The organism is Streptomyces sp. NPDC008121, from assembly GCF_042957155.1.
Lineage (GTDB): Bacteria > Actinomycetota > Actinomycetes > Streptomycetales > Streptomycetaceae > Streptomyces.
The window spans coordinates 11,929-33,868 of record NZ_JBIBHT010000008.1; the positions used below are offsets into that span (position 1 = coordinate 11,929).

A 21,940-nucleotide genomic window follows, 5' to 3' on the forward strand; every position below is an offset into this window, starting at 1 on the left:
GCCGCCTTGACCTGCGGCGGTGTGGCCGGTTTCTCTACGAAGAAGCGTATGGTCACTCTGTGTATCACGGGGTGTGACTCCGGGCAATGATTGTCGTTGTTGCACTCTTGGGGGTGTGGCGGGCCCGGGGCAGGGCGGCGCGGCGGTGGCGGGTGGTGCCGGAGGGTTTCTGACACATCCGGTCCGTCCTGTTCGTCCACGCCCCCGGCGGCCCCCCGCCGCCTAGACTCGACGGGTGGCGGACTGCCGGGACCTCGGGGGTGTTTGACGGTGCGAAAGGCGTGGCTCGTCGGCGGTGGGGCCATCGGGGTGTGCCTCGGCTTCGTCGCGCTGCTCGTCGTGGGGACGTACTCCGCCGCCGCCGGACTCCTCGGGGGCGCGGGGGACGCCAAGAACGGCACCGTCGGGCTGGCCAAGGGGGCCGTGCCCGCCGCGTACCAGAGCCTGGTGCAGAAGTGGGGGAACCTCTGCCCCGCCATCAATCCCGCCCTGCTGGCCGCGCAGTTGTACCAGGAGAGCGGCTGGAACCCGAAGGTCGTCTCCCCCGCCAACGCCATGGGCATCGCGCAGTTCATCCCCGGCACCTGGGCCGGGCACGGCATCGACGGGGACAAGGACGGCGACCGGGACGTCTGGGACCCGAAGGACGCGATTCCGTCCGCCGCCTCGTACGACTGCGAGCTGGCCGGCTATGTGAAGGACGTCCCGGGCGACCCGACGAACAACATGCTCGCCGCGTACAACGCCGGGGCCTACCGCGTCATCAAGTCCGGCGGGGTGCCGCGGATCCACGAGACGCAGAACTACGTACGGATCATCCGCTCCCTGGAGAAGAGCTTCGCCCGCCCGGTCGGCCGGGTCGAGCCGTCCCGTCAGGCCGCCGCGGCCATCTACTACGCCCAGCAGAAGCTCGGCACGCCCTACCTCTGGGGCGGTACGGGAACGGCGGCGCAGAATGGCCGATTCGACTGCTCCGGTCTGACCCAGGCCGCGTACGAGAGCGTCGGCATCCAGCTGCCGCGCGTCGCCAACGACCAGTACAACGCCGGGCCCCATCCGTCGCGTGACGAACTGTTGCCCGGCGACCTCGTCTTCTTCTCCGACGACCTCACCGACTCCCGTGCCATCAGGCACGTCGGCATCTACGTCGGCGGCGGCTATATGATCGACGCGCCTCGAACGGGGGCGGTGATCCGGTTCGACAAGATCGATACGCCGGACTACTTCGGTGCCACCCGGGTCACCAAGGACGGTGCGGCGGCGCTGCCGACCGGGCTGCCGCAGGCCTGACGCGGTGTCCGGAACCACCGGCCGCATGGCCGGAACTCTCCGTTAGGCGATGGCCCTGAGCTGCGACGACGTGTCACTCTTCGGTAACGTCGTGCCGATTCTCGGGGAAGAGCGGAACGCTCGCCTCAGGCGGTTCGTTCCCTGATCCGACCGCCCACGGTCGACTCACATGACAAGGCAAGGGGCCGCGGCAGATGGCTGGACTCGCATCGGACGGTTCGAACCCCGATGTCGGCCTGCTCTACGACATCAACGGACTGGCCAAGGACGCGCCGCCGTGGTTCGACCGCGTCATGGAGTTCGTCGGCGAGTACGGCATCATGCTCGGCCTCGTCCTCGTCGCCCTCTGGTGCTGGGTGAGCGTCCGCAGGCGCGGCACCCTCGCCGAGTCCGTCTCCGGCGTCGTGGGCCTCGTCTGGGCCCCCCTCGCCGCCGGTGTCGCCCTCCTCGTCAACATCCCCATCCGGGGCTTCGTCGAGCGCCCCAGACCCTTCAACGACCACCAGGGCCTCGAAGTCCTCATCGGCGGCAAGACCGACTTCTCCTTCGTCAGCGACCACGCCACCATGGCGATGGCCATCGGCGTCGGGCTCTTCGTCGCCCACCGCAAGTTCGGCCTCGCCGCCATCGCCCTGGCCTTCGCCGAGGGCTTCTGCCGCGTCTACATGGGCGTGCACTACCCCACCGACGTCATCGGCGGCTTCGCGCTCGGTACGGCGGTGGCCCTGCTCCTCGCCCCGCTCGCCCACGCCCTGCTGACGCCGGTCGTCTCCGCCGTCGCCCGCTCGTCGTACGGCGCCCGCCTCGTCCGCTCCCGGCGCGCCGCCGAGCGCTGCCCGGTCCCCGAGACCCTCGGCATCGCCGAGCCCCGGATCGGCTCCGGCTCGGGCGAGAGCGACCTCGCCGCCTAGGCGGCGACCGGACGGTTCCGTCACCCGGCCGTCTGGCGGTCGCCTCTCGCCACTGGGGCAGCCGTGTGGGCCTCCGCGTCCGTGCGGGCCCGTTCGCGTGATCGCCGGGCCGGGCCCGTCCAACCGCAGCCGCAGCGGGCTATCGCGAAGGAGCCGCGTTCCGTCGTGGTCGTGTGATGCGGAGCCTGCTCGTGCACCTCACCACCGTACTGCGCGTGACGGCGCGCCGGGACCGTCGTTATCCCGTCGGGCGGTCCCGGCAAGCAGCGGCACGGCGTTGGGGGTTGGCAGGCGATGGTGGTGCGGAGGTACGGACGCGGAACCGGGGCGATCGCCGTCGCCGCCGCTCTGGTCGGGGCGGCGGCGAGTGGGTGTTCCGCCCCCGCCGACGCCAAGCCCGGCGGCGACCCCACGGCGACCGTGCGCGGCGCGGCCGACGTGCTGGCCCGGGCCGGGACGTCCAAGGCGACCACCTCCATGGAGATGGCGGCCGGCGGGACCCGCGTGACCATCCGCGGCGAGGGCGGCTACGACTTCCGCAGGCGCACCGGCCGGCTGGAGGTCGTCCTGCCCAAGGACGCCGCCGGAGCCAGCGAGCACCGGCCCATCACCGAGCTCCTCAGCCCCGGCGCCCTCTACATGAAGAACCGCGGCGCCGGGGTCCCCGCCGACAAGTGGGTCCGCGTCGACACGACCACCCTCGACGACGGCAACCTCGTCACGGGCGGCGCCACCGACCCGGCGGCCGCCGCCGAGCTGCTGCGCGGCGCGCAGCGGGTGACCTACGTCGGCGAGGTCGATCTGGCAGGGGTGAAAGTCGGCCACTACCGCGGGACCGCCGACATCGCGGCCGCCGCCCGCACCGCGTCCCCGCAGGTGCGCGGGGCGCTCGCCGCGGCGGCGAAAGGGTTCGCCAAGGACACCGTGCCCTTCGACGCGTACCTCGACCACGACGGGCGGCTGCGCAAGGTCCGGCACCAGTTCAGCTTCACCAACCAGGGGCGCACGGTCGCGGTCGCCTCGACCACCCTGCTGTACGGATTCGGCACCCCCGTCGACGTACGCCTGCCGGCCCGGAAGGACCTCTACGCCGGGCGGATCAAGGGGTGACGGGGCGGTCGTAGGCCACGAGGGCGCCCTCAAATGGTCCGGACGTGTCATGCGCGGTGCGTGGCGCGCTCCCTACGCTGGGAGACCGACGCCGGCAGGAAGAGGTGACAGCGCGTGGCTCCGCCCCGTACCGCGACATTGCCCATCGAGCAGGACCGCGTCGCACTCGCCGAGATCGAGCTGTGCGGTGAGCTGATCATCGCGGCGTCGGCAGCCGACGGGGAGCGCCTCAGCGCCGACCGCATCGACGAGGTGCTGCGGGTCTCCGCCGAGCAGGACCGCTGACCGGCCGCCCCGCCGGCCCTGGCCGGCGGGGTATCCGGCCCGGAGCCCGCCGCCCGCCCCGGGGCCGCTCAGGTCCGCATCATCCGGGCGATGGCCTTCGTGGCCTCCTCGACCTTCGCCTCGATCTCGTCGCCGCCCTTGAGCGCCGCGTCGGCGACGCAGTGGCGCAGGTGCTCCTCGAGGAGCTGGAGCGCGAAGGACTGCAGGGCCTTCGTGGAGGCCGAGACCTGGGTGAGTATGTCGATGCAGTAGACGTCCTCGTCGACCATCCGCTGCAGACCGCGGATCTGCCCCTCGATCCGGCGGAGCCGCTTGAGGTGCTCGTCCTTCTGCTTGTGGTAGCCGTGCACGCCGTGGTCGTGGTCGGCCGGCGTGACGGTCGGCTCGACGGCCTCGGTGGTGACCTGGTCCGCCTCGGTGGTCGTCATCGCGTCCTCCCGTTGTCCATAAAGGGTTGGTATACCCCTCGTGGGTATATGGTACCGAGCTTCGCCGATCCCGGCGGGGGCCCGTGCAGATCACTGTGCCTGATGGGCGACACTGAAGGGACGCCGGTTAGCCGTGGCCGGATGATGCGCCTAGCATCAGCCTGACCGAAACCCAGTACCCCGAGGACCCCACGTGCGATTTCGTCTGACCCCCAGGGAGACGAGCTTCTACGACATGTTCGCCGCGTCCGCGGACAACATCGTCACGGGCTCGAAGCTCCTCATGGAACTGCTCGGAGCGGAATCCTCCGCCCGGGCCGAGATCGCGGAGCGGATGCGGGCAGCGGAACACGCCGGTGACGACGCCACCCACGCGATCTTCCACCAGCTGAACTCCTCGTTCATCACGCCCTTCGACCGCGAGGACATCTACAGCCTCGCGTCCTCCCTCGACGACATCATGGACTTCATGGAGGAGGCCGTCGACCTGGTCGTCCTCTATAACGTCGAGGAGCTGCCCAAGGGCGTCGAGCAGCAGATCGAGGTCCTGTCCCGGGCGGCCGAGCTGACCGCGGAGGCCATGCCGCACCTGCGGACCATGGAGAACCTCACCGAGTACTGGATCGAGATCAACCGTCTCGAGAACCAGGCCGACCAGATCCACCGCAAGCTGCTCGCCCACCTCTTCAACGGCAAGTACGACGCCATGGAGGTCCTGAAGCTCAAGCAGATCGTGGATGTGCTGGAGGAGGCGGCCGACGCCTTCGAGCACGTGGCGAACACGGTGGAGACCATCGCGGTCAAGGAGTCCTGAGCTTCGTGGACACCTTTGCCCTGATCGTGACCATCGGTGTCGCGCTCGGCTTCACGTATACGAACGGCTTCCACGACTCCGCCAACGCGATCGCCACCTCCGTCTCGACCCGGGCGCTGACCCCGCGGGCGGCGCTGGCGATGGCCGCGGTGATGAACCTCGCGGGCGCGTTCCTCGGCAGCGGGGTCGCCAAGACGGTCAGCGAGGGCCTGATCGAGACGCCGCACGGCGACAAGGGGATGGGCATCCTCTTCGCCGCGCTCGTCGGCGCGATCATCTGGAACCTGGTCACCTGGTACTTCGGTCTGCCGTCCTCCTCCTCGCACGCCCTGTTCGGCGGCATGGTGGGCGCGGCGCTGGCGGGCGGCACGGAGGTCATCTGGGGCGGCGTCCTCGACAAGGTCGTCATCCCGATGTTCATCTCGCCGGTCGTCGGCCTGGTCGCCGGTTACCTGGTCATGTGCTTGATCATGTGGATCTTCCGCAAGTCGAACCCGCACAAGGCGAAGCGCGGCTTCCGTATCGCGCAGACGGTGTCGGCGGCCGGTATGGCGCTCGGTCACGGTCTGCAGGACGCCCAGAAGACGATGGGCATCGTGGTGATGGCGCTGGTCATCGCCGATGTGCAGCAGGCCGGCGACGACATCCCGGTGTGGGTGAAGATCGCGTGCGCCGTGATGCTGTCGCTGGGCACCTACGCGGGCGGCTGGCGGATCATGCGCACCCTGGGCCGGAAGATCATCGAGCTGGACCCGCCGCAGGGCTTCGCGGCGGAGACGACGGGTGCGTCGATCATGTTCGGCTCGGCGTTCCTCTTCCACGCGCCGATCTCGACGACGCACGTGATCACCTCGGCGATCATGGGCGTGGGGGCGACGAAGCGGGTGAACGCCGTGCGCTGGGGCGTCGCCAAGAACATCATCATGGGATGGTTCATCACCATGCCGGCCGCCGCCCTGGTCGCGGCGGTCAGCTTCTACGTCGTCCAGCTGTTCTTCGGCTGACCCCGGAAGCACCCGGAACGTGTGTGGGCCCGGCTCCCCTGTGGGGGAGCCGGGCCCTTCGCCGTGCGGTGGCACCGCCATGCAGCACCGCAGGACGCCACGCGGCCGGGCCGCATGGTCCAGGGGCTATCCGAAGCGGCCGGAGATGTAGTCCTCGGTCGCCTGGACGCTCGGGTTGGAGAAGATGCGCTCGGTGTCGTCCAGCTCGATCAGCTTGCCGGGCTGGCCCACCGCGGCCAGGTTGAAGAAGGCCGTACGGTCCGAGACGCGCGCCGCCTGCTGCATGTTGTGCGTCACGATGACGATCGTGAAGCGCTCCTTCAGCTCGCCGATCAGGTCCTCGATCGCGAGCGTGGAGATCGGGTCGAGGGCCGAGCAGGGCTCGTCCATCAGCAGGACCTCGGGCTCGACCGCGATCGCGCGGGCGATGCAGAGTCGCTGCTGCTGACCGCCGGAGAGGCCGGAGCCCGGCTTGTTCAGGCGGTCCTTGACCTCGTTCCAGAGGTTGGCGCCCTTGAGGGAGCGCTCGACGATCTCGTTGAGCTGGGACTTCTTGTACGAGCCGTTGAGGCGCAGGCCCGCCGCCACGTTGTCGAAGATCGACATGGTGGGGAAGGGGTTGGGGCGCTGGAACACCATGCCGACCGTGCGGCGCACGGCGACCGGGTCGACGTGGGAGCCGTACAGGTTCTCGTCGTCCAGCATCACCTTGCCCTCGACGCGGCCACCGGGGGTGACCTCGTGCATCCGGTTCAGGGTGCGCAGGAACGTGGACTTGCCGCAGCCGGAGGGGCCGATGAAGGCCGTCACCGAGCGGGGCTCCACGGTCATGGAGATGTCGTCGATCGCCTTGTGGGCGCCGTAGTAGGCGGAGAGGCCGCTGACGTCGATTCGCTTGGCCATATCAGTTCACTTCCAAGGTGGCCGCGGTCAGCGGCCGGTCTTCGGGGCCTTCCAGCGGGCGATGCCGCGGGCCACCAGGTTGAGGATCATGACGAAGGCGATCAGGACGAGCGCGGCGGCCCAGGCGCGGGCCACGGCGGCGTCGGTGCCGACCGCGTACTGCTCGTACACGTAGAGCGGCAGCGAGGACTGGGCGCCTTCGAAGGGGTTCGGGTTGATCAGCTTCGTACCGAACACGAGGAGCAGCACGGGGGCCGTCTCACCGGTGATGCGGGCGACCGCGAGCATGACGCCCGTGGTGATGCCGCCGATCGCGGTGGGCAGGACCACCTTCAGGATCGTGCGCCACTTGGGGATGCCGAGGGCGAGGGAGGCCTCGCGCAGCTCGTTCGGGACGAGCTTGAGCATCTCCTCGGTGGAGCGGACCACGACCGGCATCATCAGGATGGCGAGCGCCATCGCGCCGGCGAAGCCCGAGGGGCCGAAGCCCAGCATCAGGTACCAGGTGGCGAGGATGAACAGGCCGGCGACGATCGACGGGATGCCCGTCATGACGTCGACGAAGAAGGTGACGGCCTGGGACAGCTTCCCGCCGCCGTACTCGACGAGGTAGACGGCGGTCAGCAGGCCGATCGGCGCGGCGATCAGGGTGGCGATGCCGACCTGCTCGATGGTGCCGAGCAGGGCGTGGTAGACACCGCCGCCGGCCTCGGCGTCGAGGACGCCGTTCATCGAGTGGGAGAGGAAGTACGGGTCGAGGACGGCCATGCCCTTGCTGATCGTGACCCAGGCGAGGGAGAGCAGCGGGATGACGGCCAGGACGAAGCAGACCCAGACGAGGCTGGTGGCGACGCGGTCCTTGGCCTGGCGGCTGCCCTCCACCTTGGAGGTGATCGCGTACGTGGCGAGGACGAAGAGGAGCGCGGCGATCAGACCCCACTGGATCCGGCTGTGCCAGCCGGCGGCGAGTCCGAGGCCGACGGCGGCGGCGATCGACCCGACGGCGATGGCGGCCGGGGTCCAGCGCGGGAGGCGGGCGTGGCGCAGCGGGTCGTGGCGCACGACGGCGGTCGCCACCGGCGGACGGTCCTGTACGGCGTTGCTCATGCTGTGCCCCCAACCGTGGCTTCTCCGCCGACGCGGTGCGAAGGTGCGGCTTTCGCTGTGGTCTGCGGCCGGCGGGCCGCGAGTGCGTCGCTCACGCGTTGGCCCCCGAGTACTCCTTGCGGCGGCCGATGATCCACCGGGCCGCGCCGTTGACCAGCAGGGTGATGGCGAAGAGGACGAGGCCGGAGGCGATCAGGGCGTCGCGGCCGAACTCGTTGGCCTCGTTGAACTTCGCCGCGATGTTCTGGGCGAAGGTGCCGCCGCCGGGGTCGAGGAGGTGCCCCGAGATGAGGAAGCTGGGGGAGAGGACGACCGCCACGGCCATCGTCTCGCCGAGGGCGCGGCCCAGGCCGAGCATGGAGGCCGAGATGATGCCGGAGCGCCCGAAGGGGAGGACCGACATGCGGATGACCTCCCAGCGCGTGGCGCCGAGGGCGAGGGCGGCCTCTTCGTGCATCTTCGGGACCTGGAGGAAGACCTCGCGGGTCACGTTGGTGATGATCGGCAGGATCATGATCGCCAGCAGGATGCCGACGGTGAACAGCGAGCGGGCGGGGCCGTCGCTGGACTTGTCGAAGAGGTACGTCCAGCCCATGTAGTGGTCGAGCCATTCGTTCAGCCCGGCCAGATAGGGGACGAGGAAGATGGCGCCCCACAGGCCGTAGATGATGCTGGGGACGGCGGCGAGCAGGTCGACGACGTACGCGAGCGGCTTGGCGAGCCTGCGCGGCGCGTAGTGCGAGATGAACAGCGCGATGCCGATGGCGACCGGCACGGCGATGACCATGGCGATGACCGACGAGACGACCGTGCCGAAGGCGAGGACGGCGATGCCGAAGACCGGCGGCTGGCCGGAGGGGTTCCACTCGGAGGTGGTGAGGAAGTTCGTGGAGTCCTGCGAGATGGCGAGGACGGCGCGGTAGGTGAGGAAGACCGCGATCGCGGCCATGATCACCAGGAGGGTGATGCCGGAGCCGCGGGACAGGCCGAGGAAGACCTTGTCGCCGGGGCGGGTCGCGCCCTTGGCGCGGCCGCTTTCACGTATGGGTGGTGGGCTTGTCGTAACCATCGGGTCTCTCCGGTCTGCGGAGCCGGTACGTGCGTACGGGTTCCTGGCGGCGGTGCACCGGATGCCGGGGCCGGCCCGTCGGTGTGGCTGACGGGCCGGTCCCGGCCGGGGATCAGGACAGGGTGGGGACGATCTCGCGGACCTTGGTCGCGATCTCGGCCGGGAGCGGGGCGTAGCCGGCGTCGGTGAGGACCTTCTGGCCCTCCTCGCTGACGGTGTAGTTGAGGAACGCCTTCAGGGTCGGCAGGGTCTCCGCCTTGTTGCCCTTGTCGCAGGCGATCTCGTAGGTGACGAGGATGAGCGGGTAGGCGCCCTCGGCCTTGGTGGCGTAGTCGAGGGAGAGGGCCATGTCGCTGCCGGTGCCCTTGACCTTGGCGGCGGCGATGGCCTTGGAGGCGTTGGCGGAGGTGGCCTCGACCGGGGCGGAGGCGCCGGTGTTCAGGTCGACCGTGGAGATCTTGTTGGCGGTGGCGTAGGAGAGCTCGAAGTAGCCGATGGAGCCCTCGGCGTCCTTGACCGCGGTGGCGACGCCGGAGGAGCCGTTGGCGGCCTGGCCGCCGGGGGCGGGCCACGACTTCGTCTTCGGGTCGTGCTTCCAGTCGGCCGGGGCGGCCTCGGAGAGGTACTTGCCCAGGTTCTGGGTGGTGCCCGACTCGTCGGAGCGGTGGAAGGCCTGGATGGTGGAGTCCGGCAGCTTGACGCCCGGGTTGAGCTTGGCGATCGCCGGGTCGTTCCACTTCTTGATCTTCGTGTCGAAGATCTTGGCGAGGGTGGGGGCGTCCAGGACGAGGTTGTCGACGCCGTCCAGCTTGTAGCCGATGGCGATGGGGCCGCCGACCATCGGGAGGTTGATGCCCTTGCCGCTCTTGCAGATCTTCTGCGACTCGGCGACCTCCTCCTCCTTCAGCGCGGAGTCGGAGCCGGCGAAGGCGACCTGGCCCTGGTTGAACTTGGTGATGCCGCCGCCGGACCCGATGGCCTGGTAGTTGACCTCGACGCCGGAGCAGGCGGCCTGGAAGTTCTTGACCCACAGGTCCATGGCGTTCTTCTGCGCGCTGGACCCGGCGGCCAGGAGCTGGCCCTTGGCGCCGTCGCACTTGACGTTCGACGCCGCGGCGGAGGTCTTGTCGCCGGTCGGGGTCGTGCCGGTGTTGTCGTCCGAACCACACGCCGAGAGGACCAGGGCGCCGGAGACGACGAGGGCACCGATCGCGGAGGCGCGAAGCCCGTTCTTGCGCGAAAGCTTCACTGTCGGGTGTTCCTTCCAGAAGCCGCCCACGGGGACCGGGTGTCCTCATCGTTTGTACGGCGGCGTGTGTCGGGGTCGAGGATGCGGCGCGGTGAGCGAGCATCTTGTACGGCCGAAATTAGGCAGAACAGGTGAAGCCGTCGACCGAGGAGAGTGAACGGCAGGTGAACCGTGCCGTAAGCCCCGGTGCGGGGTGGCGGGAAGGGGTGCGGGGAGCACGAGAGGGGCCTTCGAAACACGCCTCAGCGGGCCGTCGTGGCGAGCAGGGCGTCGAGGAGGTCGCGGTCTCTCGGCTGGGTGAGGCGGGCGCGGGCCGAGGGCGGTGCCAGCCACAGGAGCCGGTCGACCTCGCGGCTGGGCGTGAACGTGCCGCCCAGGGCGCGCGCCGACCAGTACACGACCTCCTTCGGGCGGCCGTTCGCGACGTAGCGGAGCGTCGGGAGGCGACGGCCCAGCTCACACGCCTGTCCGGTCTCCTCCATGATCTCGCGGAGCGCGCACTCCCGGATCGTCTCGCCCGGCTTCAGCTTCCCTTTCGGGTGGGACCAGTCGTCGTATTTCGGCCGGTGGACGAGGGCGATCTCCACGCCGCGGCCCGACGCGTCCGGCCGCCACAGCACCCCGCCCGCGGCCCTGATCACGGGACGGCCGCCGTCGCTCTGTGCCAGGTCCGCTGGAAGGTGAACCTGGCCGCCTCGACCTCGTGGCGCTGGTCGGCGTGGAGGACGCCCAGGGCGTAGGCGGTGGCCGGGGCGATGCGGGGGGTGCGGGCCGCCGTGGCCGCGGCGGCGGCCGCCTCGGAGGCGTCGCGGTGGCGGTCGAGCGCGCGACCCGCCTCGTACAGGACGGGGTCCGGTCCGCTGCCCCCGTGCAGGACCTCGCAGGCGTACCGGTGCAGGCGCAGCAGGAGCCGGGTCTGGTGCCAGGGCGCGTCCTGGGACTCGCCGGTGGCGAGGGCGAGGGCGTCGGCGTTGTACGGGTGGGCCGCCCGGGCCAGCGGCAGGGCCGCCACGGCGTCGTGGAGCCGGCGCTCGACGGTCTCGGCCGGCGTGTCCAGGACCTCCAGCGCAGGGGCCGCGGCCGCGGGACCCAGCGGGACCTCGGAGGCCAGGAGCGCGACCGCGTCCGCGACGGCGTGAAAGCGGGAGGAGCCGAGCGCCTGGAGCGCGGCCGAGTGGGCGCGGGTACGGGCGAGGGTGAGCTGACGTTCGAGGAGGGCGCCGGCGCGGGCGGCGCCGACGCTGAGGCCCGCCGTGTCCGCGCCCCGCGCCGCCGGTACGGGACCGCCGCCGTGCGAGAGGCGGGACAGCGCGTCCACCAGCCGGACCAGGCGCGAGGTGCAGGCGTGCTCCAGGGCCAGGGTGCCGGAGAGCCAGGCGAGCTCGGTGCGGAGCTGGTCGGCCCACGGGGCGTCGAGGAGCGGCCGGAAGGTGTGCAGGGTCCCGCTGATCCTGCGCGCGGCGGCCCGCAGCGACCAGGCCGCCTCCTCGGCGCCGGTGGTGTCCGCGCCCCGCTCGGCGTGGAGCCGCAAGGCGCGCAGGAAGTCGGCGGCCCGGGCGTGGAGGTAGGGGGAGAGGACCTCGCCGGCGGTGACGCCCGCGGTGACACCCGTACCGATCACGCTGCCGTGCCCCGCCGGGAGCCCGGCGCTGCCCGGCCCCGCGGCGGCCCCTGGGGCGAGTCCGGCGCGAGCGCCGGCCGGGACGCCGCCGGTGACCGCGGTCGCGAGTCCGGCCGGCGGGGCGGTGAGGGCCGCCCTCGTCATCCGGCCGGTGTCGGTGCCGGGGGCGGCTCGGCCGCCGCCGTCCGTGTCGGCGTTCGCCGTGGCCCGGCCGCCGCCGTCCGCCGCGGTGTCCGCCGGCGTGGGGAGGCCGGGCGAAGGGGCCGCCGGGCCTTCCGGGGTGAGGTCGTGGTCAGGTTTGGGCACGCCTGCGCCTCCGCGCGTCGATGAGCATCTCCTGGACGTGCCGTAGCGGCTGGCCCTCCGGGTCGGTCGCGTGCCGCGTCCAGTTCCCGTCCGGGCCGAGGTGCCAGGAGGAGGTCGTGTCGGACATCCCGGTCTCCAGGAGCCGGGTGAGGGCGGCCCGGTGGGCCGGGTCGGCGACCCGTACCAGGGCCTCGATGCGCCGGTCGAGGTTGCGGTGCATCATGTCGGCACTGCCGAACCAGACCTCCGGGTCGCCGCCGTTGCCGAAGGCGAAGATCCGGGAGTGCTCCAGGAAGCGGCCGAGGATCGAGCGGACCCGGATGTTCTCGGAGAGGCCGGCGACCCCGGGCCGTACCGCGCAGATGCCCCGCACCCAGATGTCGACCGGCACGCCCGCCTGCGCCGCGCGGTAGCAGGCGTCGATGACGGCCTCGTCGACCAGCGAGTTGACCTTGATGCGGACGTAGGCGGGCCGCCCGGCCCGGTGGTGGACGATCTCCTTGTGGATCCGCGAGACCAGCCCGTCCCGCAGGGACTTCGGGGCGGTGAGGAGCCGGCGGTAGGTCTCGCGGCGGGAGTAGCCGGAGAGCCGGTTGAACAGGTCGGAGAGGTCCGCGCCGACCTGCGGGTCGGCGGTGAGCAGGCCGAGGTCTTCGTAGAGCCGGGCCGTCTTGGGGTGGTAGTTGCCGGTGCCGACGTGGGAGTAGCGGCGCAGCAGCTCGCCCTCCTGCCGGACGACGAGGGAGAGCTTGCAGTGCGTCTTGAGGCCGACGAGGCCGTAGACGACGTGGCAGCCGGCCTCCTCCAGCTTGCGCGCCCACTTGATGTTGGCCTGCTCGTCGAAGCGGGCCTTGATCTCGACGAGGACGAGGACCTGCTTGCCGGACTCGGCGGCGTCGATCAGCGCGTCGACTATCGGCGAGTCGCCCGAGGTGCGGTACAGCGTCTGCTTGATCGCCAGGACGTCCGGGTCGCCGGCCGCCTGCTCCAGGAACGCCTGGACGGAGGTCGAGAAGGAGTCGTACGGGTGGTGGAGCAGGACGTCCCGCTCGCGCAGCGCGGCGAATATGTCCGGCGCGGAGGCGGACTCGACCTCGGAGAGGTCCCGGTGGGTCCCGGCGACGTACTTCGGGAACTTCAGCTCGGGCCGGTCCAGGGAGGCGATGCCGAAGAGGCCGGTCAGGTCGAGCGGTCCGGGCAGCGGATAGACCTCGGCGTCGGAGACCTTCAGCTCGCGGACGAGGAGGTCGAGGACGTACGGGTCGATGGACTCCTCGACCTCCAGCCGGACCGGGGGTCCGAAGCGGCGGCGCATCAGTTCCTTCTCCAGCGCCTGGAGCAGGTTCTCGGCGTCGTCCTCCTCGACCTCCAGGTCCTCGTTCCGGGTCACCCGGAACATGTGGTGGGCCAGCACCTCCATGCCGGGGAACAGCTCCTCCAGGTGTGCGGCGATGACGTCCTCGAGGGGGACGTACCGCTGCGGGGAGGCCTCCAGGAAGCGGGAGAGCAGCGGCGGGACCTTGACGCGCGCGAAGTGGCGGTGACCGCTGACGGGGTTGCGGACGACCACGGCGAGGTTGAGGGAGAGGCCGGAGATGTACGGGAAGGGGTGCGCGGGGTCGACGGCCAGCGGGGTGAGGACGGGGAAGATCTGCTGCCGGAACAGGGTGAAGAGCCGGGCCTGCTCCTTCTCGGTCAGCTCGGGCCAGCGGATGAGGTGGACGCCCTCGTCGGCGAGGGCCGGGGCGACGTCCTGCTGGAAGCAGGCGGCGTGCCGGGCCATCAGCTCGCGGGACCGGGTCCAGATGAGGTCGAGGACCTCCCGGGGCTGGAGGCCGGAGGCGGAACGGGTCGCGACGCCGGTGGCGATACGGCGCTTGAGGCCGGCGACGCGGACCATGAAGAACTCGTCGAGGTTCGACGCGAAGATGGCGAGGAAATTAGCCCGTTCGAGGAGGGGGGTGGCGGGGTCCTCGGCCAGTTCCAGGACCCGCTCGTTGAACGCGAGCCAGCTGCGCTCGCGGTCCAGGAAGCGGCCCTGGGGCAGCTCGCCGGTGGCGCCGTCGTCCTCGTACGCGTCCGGATCGGCGTCCAGGTCGGGGGCGAGGTCGGAGACCGGGCCCGGCTGGACGGCGTGGGGGCGGTGCGCGGCTATGGATCCGACGGTCGGCTGGCCGTTCCGGCCGCTCTGGCCGTGAGGGGCGTTCTGACCGTGCGGGGTCGGCGTCGCGGACGGCTGTGCGGAGGGCTGGACCGGGACCTCGGCGGGCTGCTGGCTCATGGCCCCATTCTTCCGCGCGAAGGGCTGGTCAAGCGCGTCGGAGCGGGCCGCGGTGGAGGGAAGTCTCCCTTTCGGGAGCGCCTGGCGGGGCGCGTGCGCGGCGGGCTTCATTGCGTGAGCGTCGCAAGCGCGTCTGAATGGCCGGTAACGGGGACGTGTCGTCCGGGGATCGGCGGCGGATCGGCGAGCGGACCGTGGCGGGGCGGCGGCGGGGCGATGGCGGGCCCGGGCGGGCAGGCGGGGGCCGGCCCCGCGCCCGCCACGGTCCGCCCCGCCCGGGCCCGGCCCGCCCGGCGCCGGACCGGCCGTATGGTTCCGCCCCGCCACGGCCCGCCCCGCCCGGAACCGCCCCGCGCGCGGAGGTCAACCGCCCCCTGTTCGGCGGGGTTTCGGGGGGACCCGGCGGGCCCCGGACCTCAGGACTCCGTGCGGTACATGAGGTCCACCTCGTGTGTGACGAAGCCCAGCCGTTCGTACACCGTCACGGCCGCCGTGTTGTCGGCGTCCACGTAGAGCATCGCCGTCGGCAGGGTCTGCGCCGCGAGGTGCCGCAGTCCGATCGCGGTGAGCGCCTTGCCGAGGCCGCCGCCCTGGGCGTCCGGCAGGATGCCGACCACGTACACCTCGCCGAGCTGCTCCTCGGCGTGCACCTTCGTCCAGTGGAAGCCGATCAGCCGGCCCTCCTTCTCCGCGAGGAAGAAGCCCTTCGGGTCGAACCAGGGCTCGGCGATCCGGTCGTCCAGGTCGCGCTGGGTGAGCGAGCCCTGCTCGGGGTGGTGGGCGAAGGCGGCCGCGTTCGCCGCCAGCCAGGCCGCGTCGTCCTGGCCGGGGACGAACGTCCGGACGGTGACGCCCTCGGGCAGCACCGGCTCGGGGATGTCGAGCGGCACCAAGGGCCGGCGGAGCTGGCGCAGTTCCCTGAAGAGGGTCAGGCCGAGGACCTGGGCCAGGTGCCGCGCGGCCGACTTCCCGCCGTGCGCCCACACCCGCAGCCGCTTCCCCGAGGCGGCCAGCAGCGCCGTGCCGAGCGCCCGGCCGTGCCCGCGGCCGCGGTGCGAGGGGTGGACGACCAGCTCGGCCGCCGGGGCCTCCACCGGGTCGGTGTCCTCCAGCTGGGCGTAGCCGTAGAGGTGGGGGCCGACCGTGAGCAGGAAGTGCCGCACGCCCTCGCGGCTGCCGCGGCGCAGGTACAGCCGCCCCTGCTCGGACACGGCGTGCATGCCGTCCGAGTGCTCAGCGGCTTCCAGCAGGGCGAACACGTCCTGGACCTGCCCGGGGGAGAGCTCGTCGAGGGTATGGATCTGCCGGCCGGGTTCGAGGGCCGGCGCCACGTCAGAAGTCATGGTGCGAGCCTACGGAATCAACCGAGTCGTAACCCACTACCCCCTGTTGCGCTACGCGCGTTGACTCTAGGCTGCGCGGCAGACTGACTCACAGGAACCAAGGGGAGCGATGTCAGCGACACCGAAGAAGAACAGGGCGAGGCGGCGGATTCTCGCCGCCGGTGCGGGACTTGCCACCGTCGGCGCGCTGGTGGCCGCGATGCCGGCCGGCGCGGCCCAGGACCGGGACCGGTCGTACGGCCACGGCTGGGGCCGGACCGTCGACGTCCAGCTGCTCTCCTTCAACGATCTGCACGGCAATCTGGAGCCGCCGGCCGGCTCCTCCGGCCAGGTCACCCACCTCCACGAGGACGGGACCACCTCGAAGATCGACGCGGGCGGCGTGGAGTACCTCGCCACGCACCTGCGCCAGGCGCGTCAGGGGAATCGTTACTCCATCACCGCCGCGGCGGGTGACATGATCGGCGGCTCGCCGCTGCTCTCGGGGCTCTTCCATGACGAGCCGACCATCGAGGCGCTGAACAAGATGGACCTCGACGTCACCTCGGTGGGCAACCACGAGTTCGACGAGGGCGCGCGCGAGCTGGCCCGGATGCAGAACGGCGGCTGCCACCCGGTCTCCGGCTGTGCCGCGCCGGGCAAGAAGTTCCGTGGCGCCGACTTCCCGTACCTCGCCGCCAACGTGACGAAGGAGAAGACGGGGAAGCCGCTGCTCGACCCGTACTTCGTCTGGGAGCGGAACGGCGTCAGGATCGGCTTCATCGGCGTGACCCTGGAGGGCACCCCGAACATCGTCACCGCCGAGGGCGTCAAGGGCCTGAAGTTCGGCGACGAGGTCGAGACGATCAACAAGTACGCCAAGATCCTGGAGCGCAAGGGCGTCAAGTCCATCGTCGCCCTGGTCCACGAGGGCGGCGCGCCCGCCTCGGCCGCGTACAACTACGACTGCGACAGCCCCGGCCCGGGCGACGGCATCTCCGGTCCGATCACCGAGATCGCCAAGAACGTGACCCCGCAGGTCGACGCGCTGGTCACCGGCCACACGCACCAGGCGTACGTGTGCACCGTCCCGGACCCGGCCGGCAAGCCGCGTCTGGTCACCTCGGCGTCCTCGTTCGGCAAGCTGTACACGGACACCACGCTCACCTACGACCGCCGCACCAAGGACATCGTCCGGACGACGGTCGCGTCGGCCAACCACGTCGTCACCCGTGACGTGCCCAAGGCCGGGGACATGACCAAGCTGATCGGCGACTGGAACACGCTGGCCGCCCCGGTCGCGAACCGGCCGCAGGGCTGGATCGCCGCCGACATCAACGGCCGCGGCTCGACGGCGTACGAGAAGCCGCTCGGCGACCTGATCGCCGACGCCCAGCTGGAGGGCCTCGCCCCGGCGGACAAGGGCGGCGCGCAGCTGGCCCTGATGAACCCGGGCGGTATCCGCGCGGACCTGGTGCACAAGGCGTCCGGCGCCGAGGGCGACGGGGTGGTGACGTACGGGGAGGCCTTCACCGTGCAGCCGTTCACCAACATGATGAACGTCGTGGACCTCTCCGGCGCGAACCTGCTGGCCGCGCTGAAGCAGCAGGTCAGTGGCGCGAACGCGACCTCGGTCAAGATCCTGCAGGTCTCCAGGGGCCTGACCTACACGCTGGACATGACCAAGAGCGGCGCGGACCGCGTCGTGGACGGCTCGGTCAAGCTGAACGGCGTGGCGATCGACCCGGCGAAGACCTACCGGGTCGCGATGAACGAGTTCCTCGCGGGCGGCGGCGACGGCTTCCCGGCCCTGGCGGCCGGCACGAACAAGCTGGTCGGCGCGTCGGACCTGGACCTCTTCAACGCCTACCTGGCGGCCCACTCGACGGCCGCCTCCCCGCTGCCGGTGCCGGCGGCGGACCGGATCACGGTCGTCCAGTAGGACCCGCGGACGAGGCGGCCCGTTTCGACGGGCCGCCTCCTCTCTCTGGCGTTGTTTGACGCGTACCCGTCATACTCGCGTGCCATGGACCGACGAAGCTTTCTCGCGGGAGCCGCGGCGACCACCGCCACCGTCCTCATCGGAGCCCCGCCCGCCCGGGCGCGCTCCCGTGTCCTCGGGACGCAGGACTGGATGGCGGGCCACGGCGACCCCACCCCGCTCCAGAAGCTCACCATCCCCGGCACCCACGACTCCGGCGCCCGGTTCGGCGGCCTCTGGGCCGCCTGCCAGAACACCACCATCGCCCAGCAGCTGGACAGCGGAATCCGCTTCCTGGACATCCGCTGCCGGGTCACCGGGGGCTCCTTCGCCATCCACCACGGCGCCGCCTACCAGAACATGATGTTCGGCGACGTCCTCGTCGCCTGCCGCGCCTTCCTCGCCGCCCACCCCTCCGAGACCGTCCTCATGCGCGTCAAACAGGAGTACTCCGAGGACTCCGACGCCACCTTCCGGCAGATCTTCGACGACTACCTCGACGTGCGCGGCTGGCGCTCCCTCTTCCGCATCGGCGCCGGGATCCCCGCCCTCGGCGAGGCCCGCGGCCGGGTCGTCCTGCTCGCCGACAACGCCGGCCTGCCCGGAGTCCGCTACGGCGACGGCGCGCTCTTCGACATCCAGGACGACTACATGGCCGAGCCGGGCGCCAAGTACCCGAAGATCGAGTCCCACTTCCGCAAGGCCGCCGGCCAGCCGGGCAAGCTCTTCCTCAACTACGTCTCGACCTCGGCCTATCTCCCGCCCCGCTGGAACTCCGACCGCCTCAACCCCCGGGTCCACGCCTTCCTCGACGGCGCGGAAGCCGCCGGCTGGAAGGGCCTCGGCATCGTCCCGCTGGACTTCCCCGCCACCCGCTCAGGACTCGTCGAATCCCTCATCCGGCACAACTGACCCGTCCGGCGGGGGAGTCGGCGCGCCCGGCAGGCTGATCACCGCCGCCGTGCCGCCGCCCTCCGCCGGCGTCAACGCCACCGTGCCGCCCGCCTGCTGGACCGTACGGGCCACGATCGACAGCCCCAGGCCCGACCCGGGCAGACTGCGCGCCGACGGCGAACGCCAGAAGCGGTCGAAGACGTGGGGCAGCTCCTCGGCCGGGATGCCCGGCCCGTGGTCGCGGACCGTCAGCTCGCCCCGCATCAGGCTCACCTCCACCACGCCCCGCGGCGGCGAGAACTTCACCGCGTTGTCCAGGACGTTCACCAGGGCCCGCTCCAGCGCCGCCGGCTCCGCCCGTACGTACCAGGGCGCCAGGTCGGTACGGAAGGTCAGCTCCGGCCCCCGCAGCCGGGCCCGGTCGAGCGCCGAGCGCAGAATGCCGTGCAGCGGCACCACCTCCAGCGGCCCCCGCTCCACCGCCTCCGGACGGGCCAGCTCCTGCAGGTCGCCGATGAGCGCGGCCAGCTCCGTCATCTGCGCCTTCACCGAGGCCATCAGCGCGGCCCGGTCCGCCGCGGGCAGCGCACGGCCCGTCTGCTCGCTGCGGACCAGCAGCTCGATGTTGGTCCGCAGCGAGGTCAGCGGGGTGCGCAGCTCGTGGCCCGCGTCGGCGATCAACTGCGCCTGCAGGTCCCGCGAGGTGGCCAGCGCCGCCGTCATCGCGTTGAAGGAGCGCGACAGCCGGGCCACCTCGTCCTCGCCCTCGACGGGGATGCGGACCGTCAGGTCCTCCGTCCGCGCCACGTGCTCGACGGCCTCCGTCAGCCGGTCCACCGGCTTCAGCCCGGCCCGCGCCACCCACAGCCCGGCCGCGCCCGCGCCGACCACCCCGATCCCGGAGACCAGGAGCAGCACCCAGCCGAGCGTGGACATCGAGTTGTCGATCTCCGCCAGCGGCCGGGCGATGCTGATGCCGATCCCGCCCCGCAGCGGGTCCTGCGGATAGGTGTGGACGCGCATCTCGACGCCGTTGTCGGCCTTCGTCGTGTGCAGCGCGTAGGCCGCCTCGCCCCGCGCCACCGCGAGATCGCCCGGCTGGACGGGGATCGGCGAGGAGCCGTACGTACAGACCTTGCCGTCGGCCAGCACGATCTGCCAGGTGTACGCCGAGCCGGTCGCCGGGACGACCGTGTCCCGGCTCTGGGCGCAGTTGAGGATCAGACTGCCCACCGAGCGCTCGTCCAGCCTGCTGTCGCGCAGCGACGAGTCCATCTCCGCCTCCAGCTGCGCGCGGGTCACGAACCAGCACGCCGCCGACACCGCGGCCACCGCGAGGGCCACCGCCAGCGCCGTGAGCAGCGCCAGCCGGGACCGCAGCGGCCGCGACCGGAACCAGGCGACCGGACCGCTCACTCCGGTCCTCCGCCGCGCAGCACATAGCCCACGCCCCGCACGGTGTGCACCAGACGCGGTTCGCCGCCCGCCTCCGTCTTGCGCCGGAGGTACATCACGTACACGTCCAGCGAGTTCGAGCTGGGCTCGAAGTCGAAGCCCCAGACGGCCTTCAGGATCTGCTCCCGGGTCAGCACCTGGCGCGGGTGGGCGAGGAACATCTCCAGGAGCGTGAACTCCGTCCGGGTCAGCTCCACCGGCCGGCCGGCACGGGTCACCTCGCGCGTCGCCAGGTCCATCCGCAGGTCGCCGAAGGACAGCACGTCGCCCGCCGGTTCCGCGGCCCCGGCCGCCGTCGCGGCGTACGAGCTGCGGCGCAGCAGGGCCCGGATCCTGGCGAAGAGCTCGTCCAGCTCGAAGGGTTTCACCAGGTAGTCGTCCGCGCCCGCGTCGAGCCCGGTGACCCGGTCGCCGACCGTGTCGCGGGCCGTCAGCATGAGGATCGGGACGGTGGAGCCGGAGGAGCGGATGCGGCGGGCCGCCGTCAGGCCGTCCATGCGGGGCATCTGGATGTCGAGGACGACGAGATCGGGGGCGTACGTCCCCATCTTCGCGAGGGCGTCGAACCCGTCGACGGCCTCCTCGGTCCCGTACCCCTCGAAGGCGAGGCTGCGCCGCAGGGCTTCCCGTACGGCGGGCTCGTCGTCGACGATGAGGATGCGGCCGCCTTCATTCACCGGACCTGTCATGACCCCAGCGTCGCACGGCTCGCCCGGGCCCCCGTTCAGTTGCCGCCGCCGGAGCGCAGGCCGTCCAGGTCGGCCTTCAGGGTGTCGACCGGGATGGCGAATCCGAGGCCGACGCTGCCGGCCGCGGAGCCGGTGGCGGCGCTGGGGGAGTACATGGCCGAGTTGATGCCGATGATCCGGCCGTTCATGTCGATCAGCGCGCCGCCGGAGTTCCCGGGGTTGAGCGAGGCGTCGGTCTGGATCGCCTTGTAGGTCGTCTTGGACGAGCCGGTGTCGCCGTTGAACTCCCGGCCGCCGAACTCGAAGGGCCAGCCCTGCCGGGGGTCGTACTGCTGCTGCCCCTGCCCCTGGCCGCCTTCGTCCTTGGCGACGGTCACGTCGCGGTCGAGGGCCGAGACGATGCCGCTGGTGACCGTGCCGGTCAGGCCCTCGGGCGAGCCGATCGCGACGACCTCGTCGCCGACCTTGACGTCGTCGGAGTCGCCCAGGGTGGCCGCCTTCAGGCCGGAGGCGCCCTTCAGCTTGATCAGCGCCAGGTCCTTGTCGGGGGCCGTGCCGACGACCTCGGCGGCGTAGGTCCTGCCGTCGGAGAGGCGCACGGACAGCTGGGTGGCGCCGGAGATGACGTGGTTGTTGGTGACGATCTCGCCGTCGCCGGTGATGATCACGCCGGAGCCGGTGGACTTGCCGGCGGCGGAGGTCGCGGAGATCTCCACGATGGACGGGGAGACGGCCTTGGCGACGCCGGCGACCGTGCCCTTGTCGCTCGCGGACACGTTGGTGCCGCTGACGCCGGAGCCGGCCGTCGGGGCGCCGTCCGCGGTGAGCTGCTGGACCAGGGTCGCCGCGCCGCCGCCGATCGCGGCCGCGGCGATCGCCACGGCGGCCATCAGGCCCACGCCGCGCCTGGCGCGGCGGTGCGGCCGGGCGGCCGGGACGGGCGCGGGCGCGGCCAGGGCGACGGGAGGGCCGGCCGGCGGGGGCACCTGACCGCCGTGGCCACCGCCCGGCCAGACCGTCGTGCCCGGCTCGGTGACGACCGGCCCGCCGTGACCCGGCGCCGCCGCCTCGTACGCCGTGCCGTACGTACGGTCGTACGCCGGGTCGTACGGCGGGTGCGGGGGCTGCGGCGGGAAGTACGGCTGCTGCGGCTGCTGCTGGGAAGAGTCCGTCATGGGGACGACTCTCGGATCGACAGATGAGAGGCCCCTGAGGAACGCC

Annotated in this window: 20 protein-coding genes; 8 read left to right on the forward strand and 12 right to left on the reverse strand. The window is 71.6% G+C overall.

Going from position 1 to position 21,940, the window contains the following annotated elements; all coding sequences use genetic code 11:
• Window positions 1-270 precede the first annotated feature (270 nt).
• From ACFZBD_RS25050 to ACFZBD_RS25065, 4 genes are all read left to right on the forward strand, one after another.
• The gene (locus ACFZBD_RS25050; protein WP_391143402.1) at window positions 271-1,290 is read left to right on the forward strand and encodes an NlpC/P60 family protein; all 1,020 of its coding nucleotides are present in this window, start codon (window positions 271-273) and stop codon (window positions 1,288-1,290) included.
• Between the two features lie 194 nt (window positions 1,291-1,484).
• The gene (locus tag ACFZBD_RS25055) at window positions 1,485-2,201 is read left to right on the forward strand and encodes a phosphatase PAP2 family protein (protein WP_391143405.1); all 717 of its coding nucleotides are present in this window, start codon (window positions 1,485-1,487) and stop codon (window positions 2,199-2,201) included.
• A gap of 294 nt (window positions 2,202-2,495) precedes the next feature.
• Entirely contained in the window at window positions 2,496-3,311 is an 816-nt protein-coding gene (locus ACFZBD_RS25060; protein ID WP_391143408.1) for a hypothetical protein, read from the forward strand.
• A 114-nt stretch (window positions 3,312-3,425) separates the two neighbouring features.
• The gene (locus ACFZBD_RS25065; protein WP_391143410.1) at window positions 3,426-3,596 is read left to right on the forward strand and encodes a hypothetical protein; all 171 of its coding nucleotides are present in this window, start codon (window positions 3,426-3,428) and stop codon (window positions 3,594-3,596) included.
• A gap of 68 nt (window positions 3,597-3,664) precedes the next feature.
• Here ACFZBD_RS25065 and ACFZBD_RS25070 read toward each other — a convergent pair whose 3' ends face one another.
• Complete coding sequence (locus ACFZBD_RS25070) at window positions 3,665-4,024, reverse strand: metal-sensing transcriptional repressor (RefSeq protein ID WP_391143412.1); 360 nt, start codon at window positions 4,022-4,024, stop codon at window positions 3,665-3,667.
• 193 nt (window positions 4,025-4,217) lie between these two features.
• Here ACFZBD_RS25070 and ACFZBD_RS25075 point away from each other — a divergent pair, with 193 nt between their 5' ends.
• Window positions 4,218-4,838 carry a DUF47 family protein gene (locus tag ACFZBD_RS25075; RefSeq protein ID WP_391143414.1) on the forward strand — a complete coding sequence of 207 codons (621 nt, stop codon included), beginning with the start codon at window positions 4,218-4,220 and terminating at the stop codon, window positions 4,836-4,838.
• 5 nt (window positions 4,839-4,843) lie between these two features.
• Window positions 4,844-5,842 carry an inorganic phosphate transporter gene (locus tag ACFZBD_RS25080; protein ID WP_391143417.1) on the forward strand — a complete coding sequence of 333 codons (999 nt, stop codon included), beginning with the start codon at window positions 4,844-4,846 and terminating at the stop codon, window positions 5,840-5,842.
• 126 nt (window positions 5,843-5,968) lie between these two features.
• Here ACFZBD_RS25080 and pstB read toward each other — a convergent pair whose 3' ends face one another.
• The 8 genes from pstB to mshD form a co-directional block, all read right to left on the reverse strand.
• Entirely contained in the window at window positions 5,969-6,745 is a 777-nt protein-coding gene (pstB, locus tag ACFZBD_RS25085; RefSeq protein WP_391143419.1) for a phosphate ABC transporter ATP-binding protein PstB, read from the reverse strand.
• 27 nt (window positions 6,746-6,772) lie between these two features.
• Window positions 6,773-7,852 carry a phosphate ABC transporter permease PstA gene (gene pstA, locus ACFZBD_RS25090; protein ID WP_391143422.1) on the reverse strand — a complete coding sequence of 360 codons (1,080 nt, stop codon included), beginning with the start codon at window positions 7,850-7,852 and terminating at the stop codon, window positions 6,773-6,775.
• 91 nt (window positions 7,853-7,943) lie between these two features.
• Window positions 7,944-8,921 carry a phosphate ABC transporter permease subunit PstC gene (gene pstC, locus ACFZBD_RS25095; RefSeq protein WP_391143424.1) on the reverse strand — a complete coding sequence of 326 codons (978 nt, stop codon included), beginning with the start codon at window positions 8,919-8,921 and terminating at the stop codon, window positions 7,944-7,946.
• A gap of 112 nt (window positions 8,922-9,033) precedes the next feature.
• Complete coding sequence (gene pstS / locus ACFZBD_RS25100) at window positions 9,034-10,170, reverse strand: phosphate ABC transporter substrate-binding protein PstS (protein WP_391143426.1); 1,137 nt, start codon at window positions 10,168-10,170, stop codon at window positions 9,034-9,036.
• 242 nt (window positions 10,171-10,412) lie between these two features.
• A complete protein-coding gene (locus ACFZBD_RS25105; protein ID WP_391143428.1) occupies window positions 10,413-10,811 on the reverse strand; it encodes an NUDIX domain-containing protein in 399 nt (132 codons plus the stop codon).
• Window positions 10,808-11,935, reverse strand: coding sequence for a CHAD domain-containing protein (locus ACFZBD_RS25110; RefSeq protein WP_391144343.1), 1,128 nt, complete (start codon window positions 11,933-11,935; stop codon window positions 10,808-10,810). The genes ACFZBD_RS25105 and ACFZBD_RS25110 overlap by 4 nt, the downstream gene beginning before the upstream one ends.
• Before the next feature lie 148 nt (window positions 11,936-12,083).
• The gene (locus ACFZBD_RS25115) at window positions 12,084-14,378 is read right to left on the reverse strand and encodes an RNA degradosome polyphosphate kinase (RefSeq protein WP_391143431.1); all 2,295 of its coding nucleotides are present in this window, start codon (window positions 14,376-14,378) and stop codon (window positions 12,084-12,086) included.
• Between the two features lie 416 nt (window positions 14,379-14,794).
• The gene (mshD, locus tag ACFZBD_RS25120; protein WP_391143434.1) at window positions 14,795-15,721 is read right to left on the reverse strand and encodes a mycothiol synthase; all 927 of its coding nucleotides are present in this window, start codon (window positions 15,719-15,721) and stop codon (window positions 14,795-14,797) included.
• A gap of 109 nt (window positions 15,722-15,830) precedes the next feature.
• Between mshD and ACFZBD_RS25125 the strand changes: the two genes are divergently transcribed.
• Window positions 15,831-17,642, forward strand: coding sequence for a 5'-nucleotidase C-terminal domain-containing protein (locus tag ACFZBD_RS25125; protein ID WP_391143437.1), 1,812 nt, complete (start codon window positions 15,831-15,833; stop codon window positions 17,640-17,642).
• Window positions 17,643-17,726: 84 nt separating this feature from the next.
• Window positions 17,727-18,593, forward strand: coding sequence for a phosphatidylinositol-specific phospholipase C domain-containing protein (locus tag ACFZBD_RS25130; RefSeq protein ID WP_391143439.1), 867 nt, complete (start codon window positions 17,727-17,729; stop codon window positions 18,591-18,593).
• Here ACFZBD_RS25130 and ACFZBD_RS25135 read toward each other — a convergent pair.
• Genes ACFZBD_RS25135 through ACFZBD_RS25145 form a run of 3 tightly spaced genes read right to left on the reverse strand, consistent with a single transcriptional unit; the run spans window position 18,558 to window position 21,894 of the window.
• The gene (locus ACFZBD_RS25135) at window positions 18,558-19,991 is read right to left on the reverse strand and encodes an ATP-binding protein (RefSeq protein ID WP_391143441.1); all 1,434 of its coding nucleotides are present in this window, start codon (window positions 19,989-19,991) and stop codon (window positions 18,558-18,560) included. The genes ACFZBD_RS25130 and ACFZBD_RS25135 overlap by 36 nt on opposite strands.
• A complete protein-coding gene (locus tag ACFZBD_RS25140) occupies window positions 19,988-20,719 on the reverse strand; it encodes a response regulator (RefSeq protein WP_391143443.1) in 732 nt (243 codons plus the stop codon). Before ACFZBD_RS25140 ends, ACFZBD_RS25135 begins: the two co-directional genes overlap by 4 nt.
• A gap of 35 nt (window positions 20,720-20,754) precedes the next feature.
• Complete coding sequence (locus tag ACFZBD_RS25145) at window positions 20,755-21,894, reverse strand: trypsin-like peptidase domain-containing protein (RefSeq protein ID WP_391143444.1); 1,140 nt, start codon at window positions 21,892-21,894, stop codon at window positions 20,755-20,757.
• Window positions 21,895-21,940 lie beyond the last annotated feature (46 nt).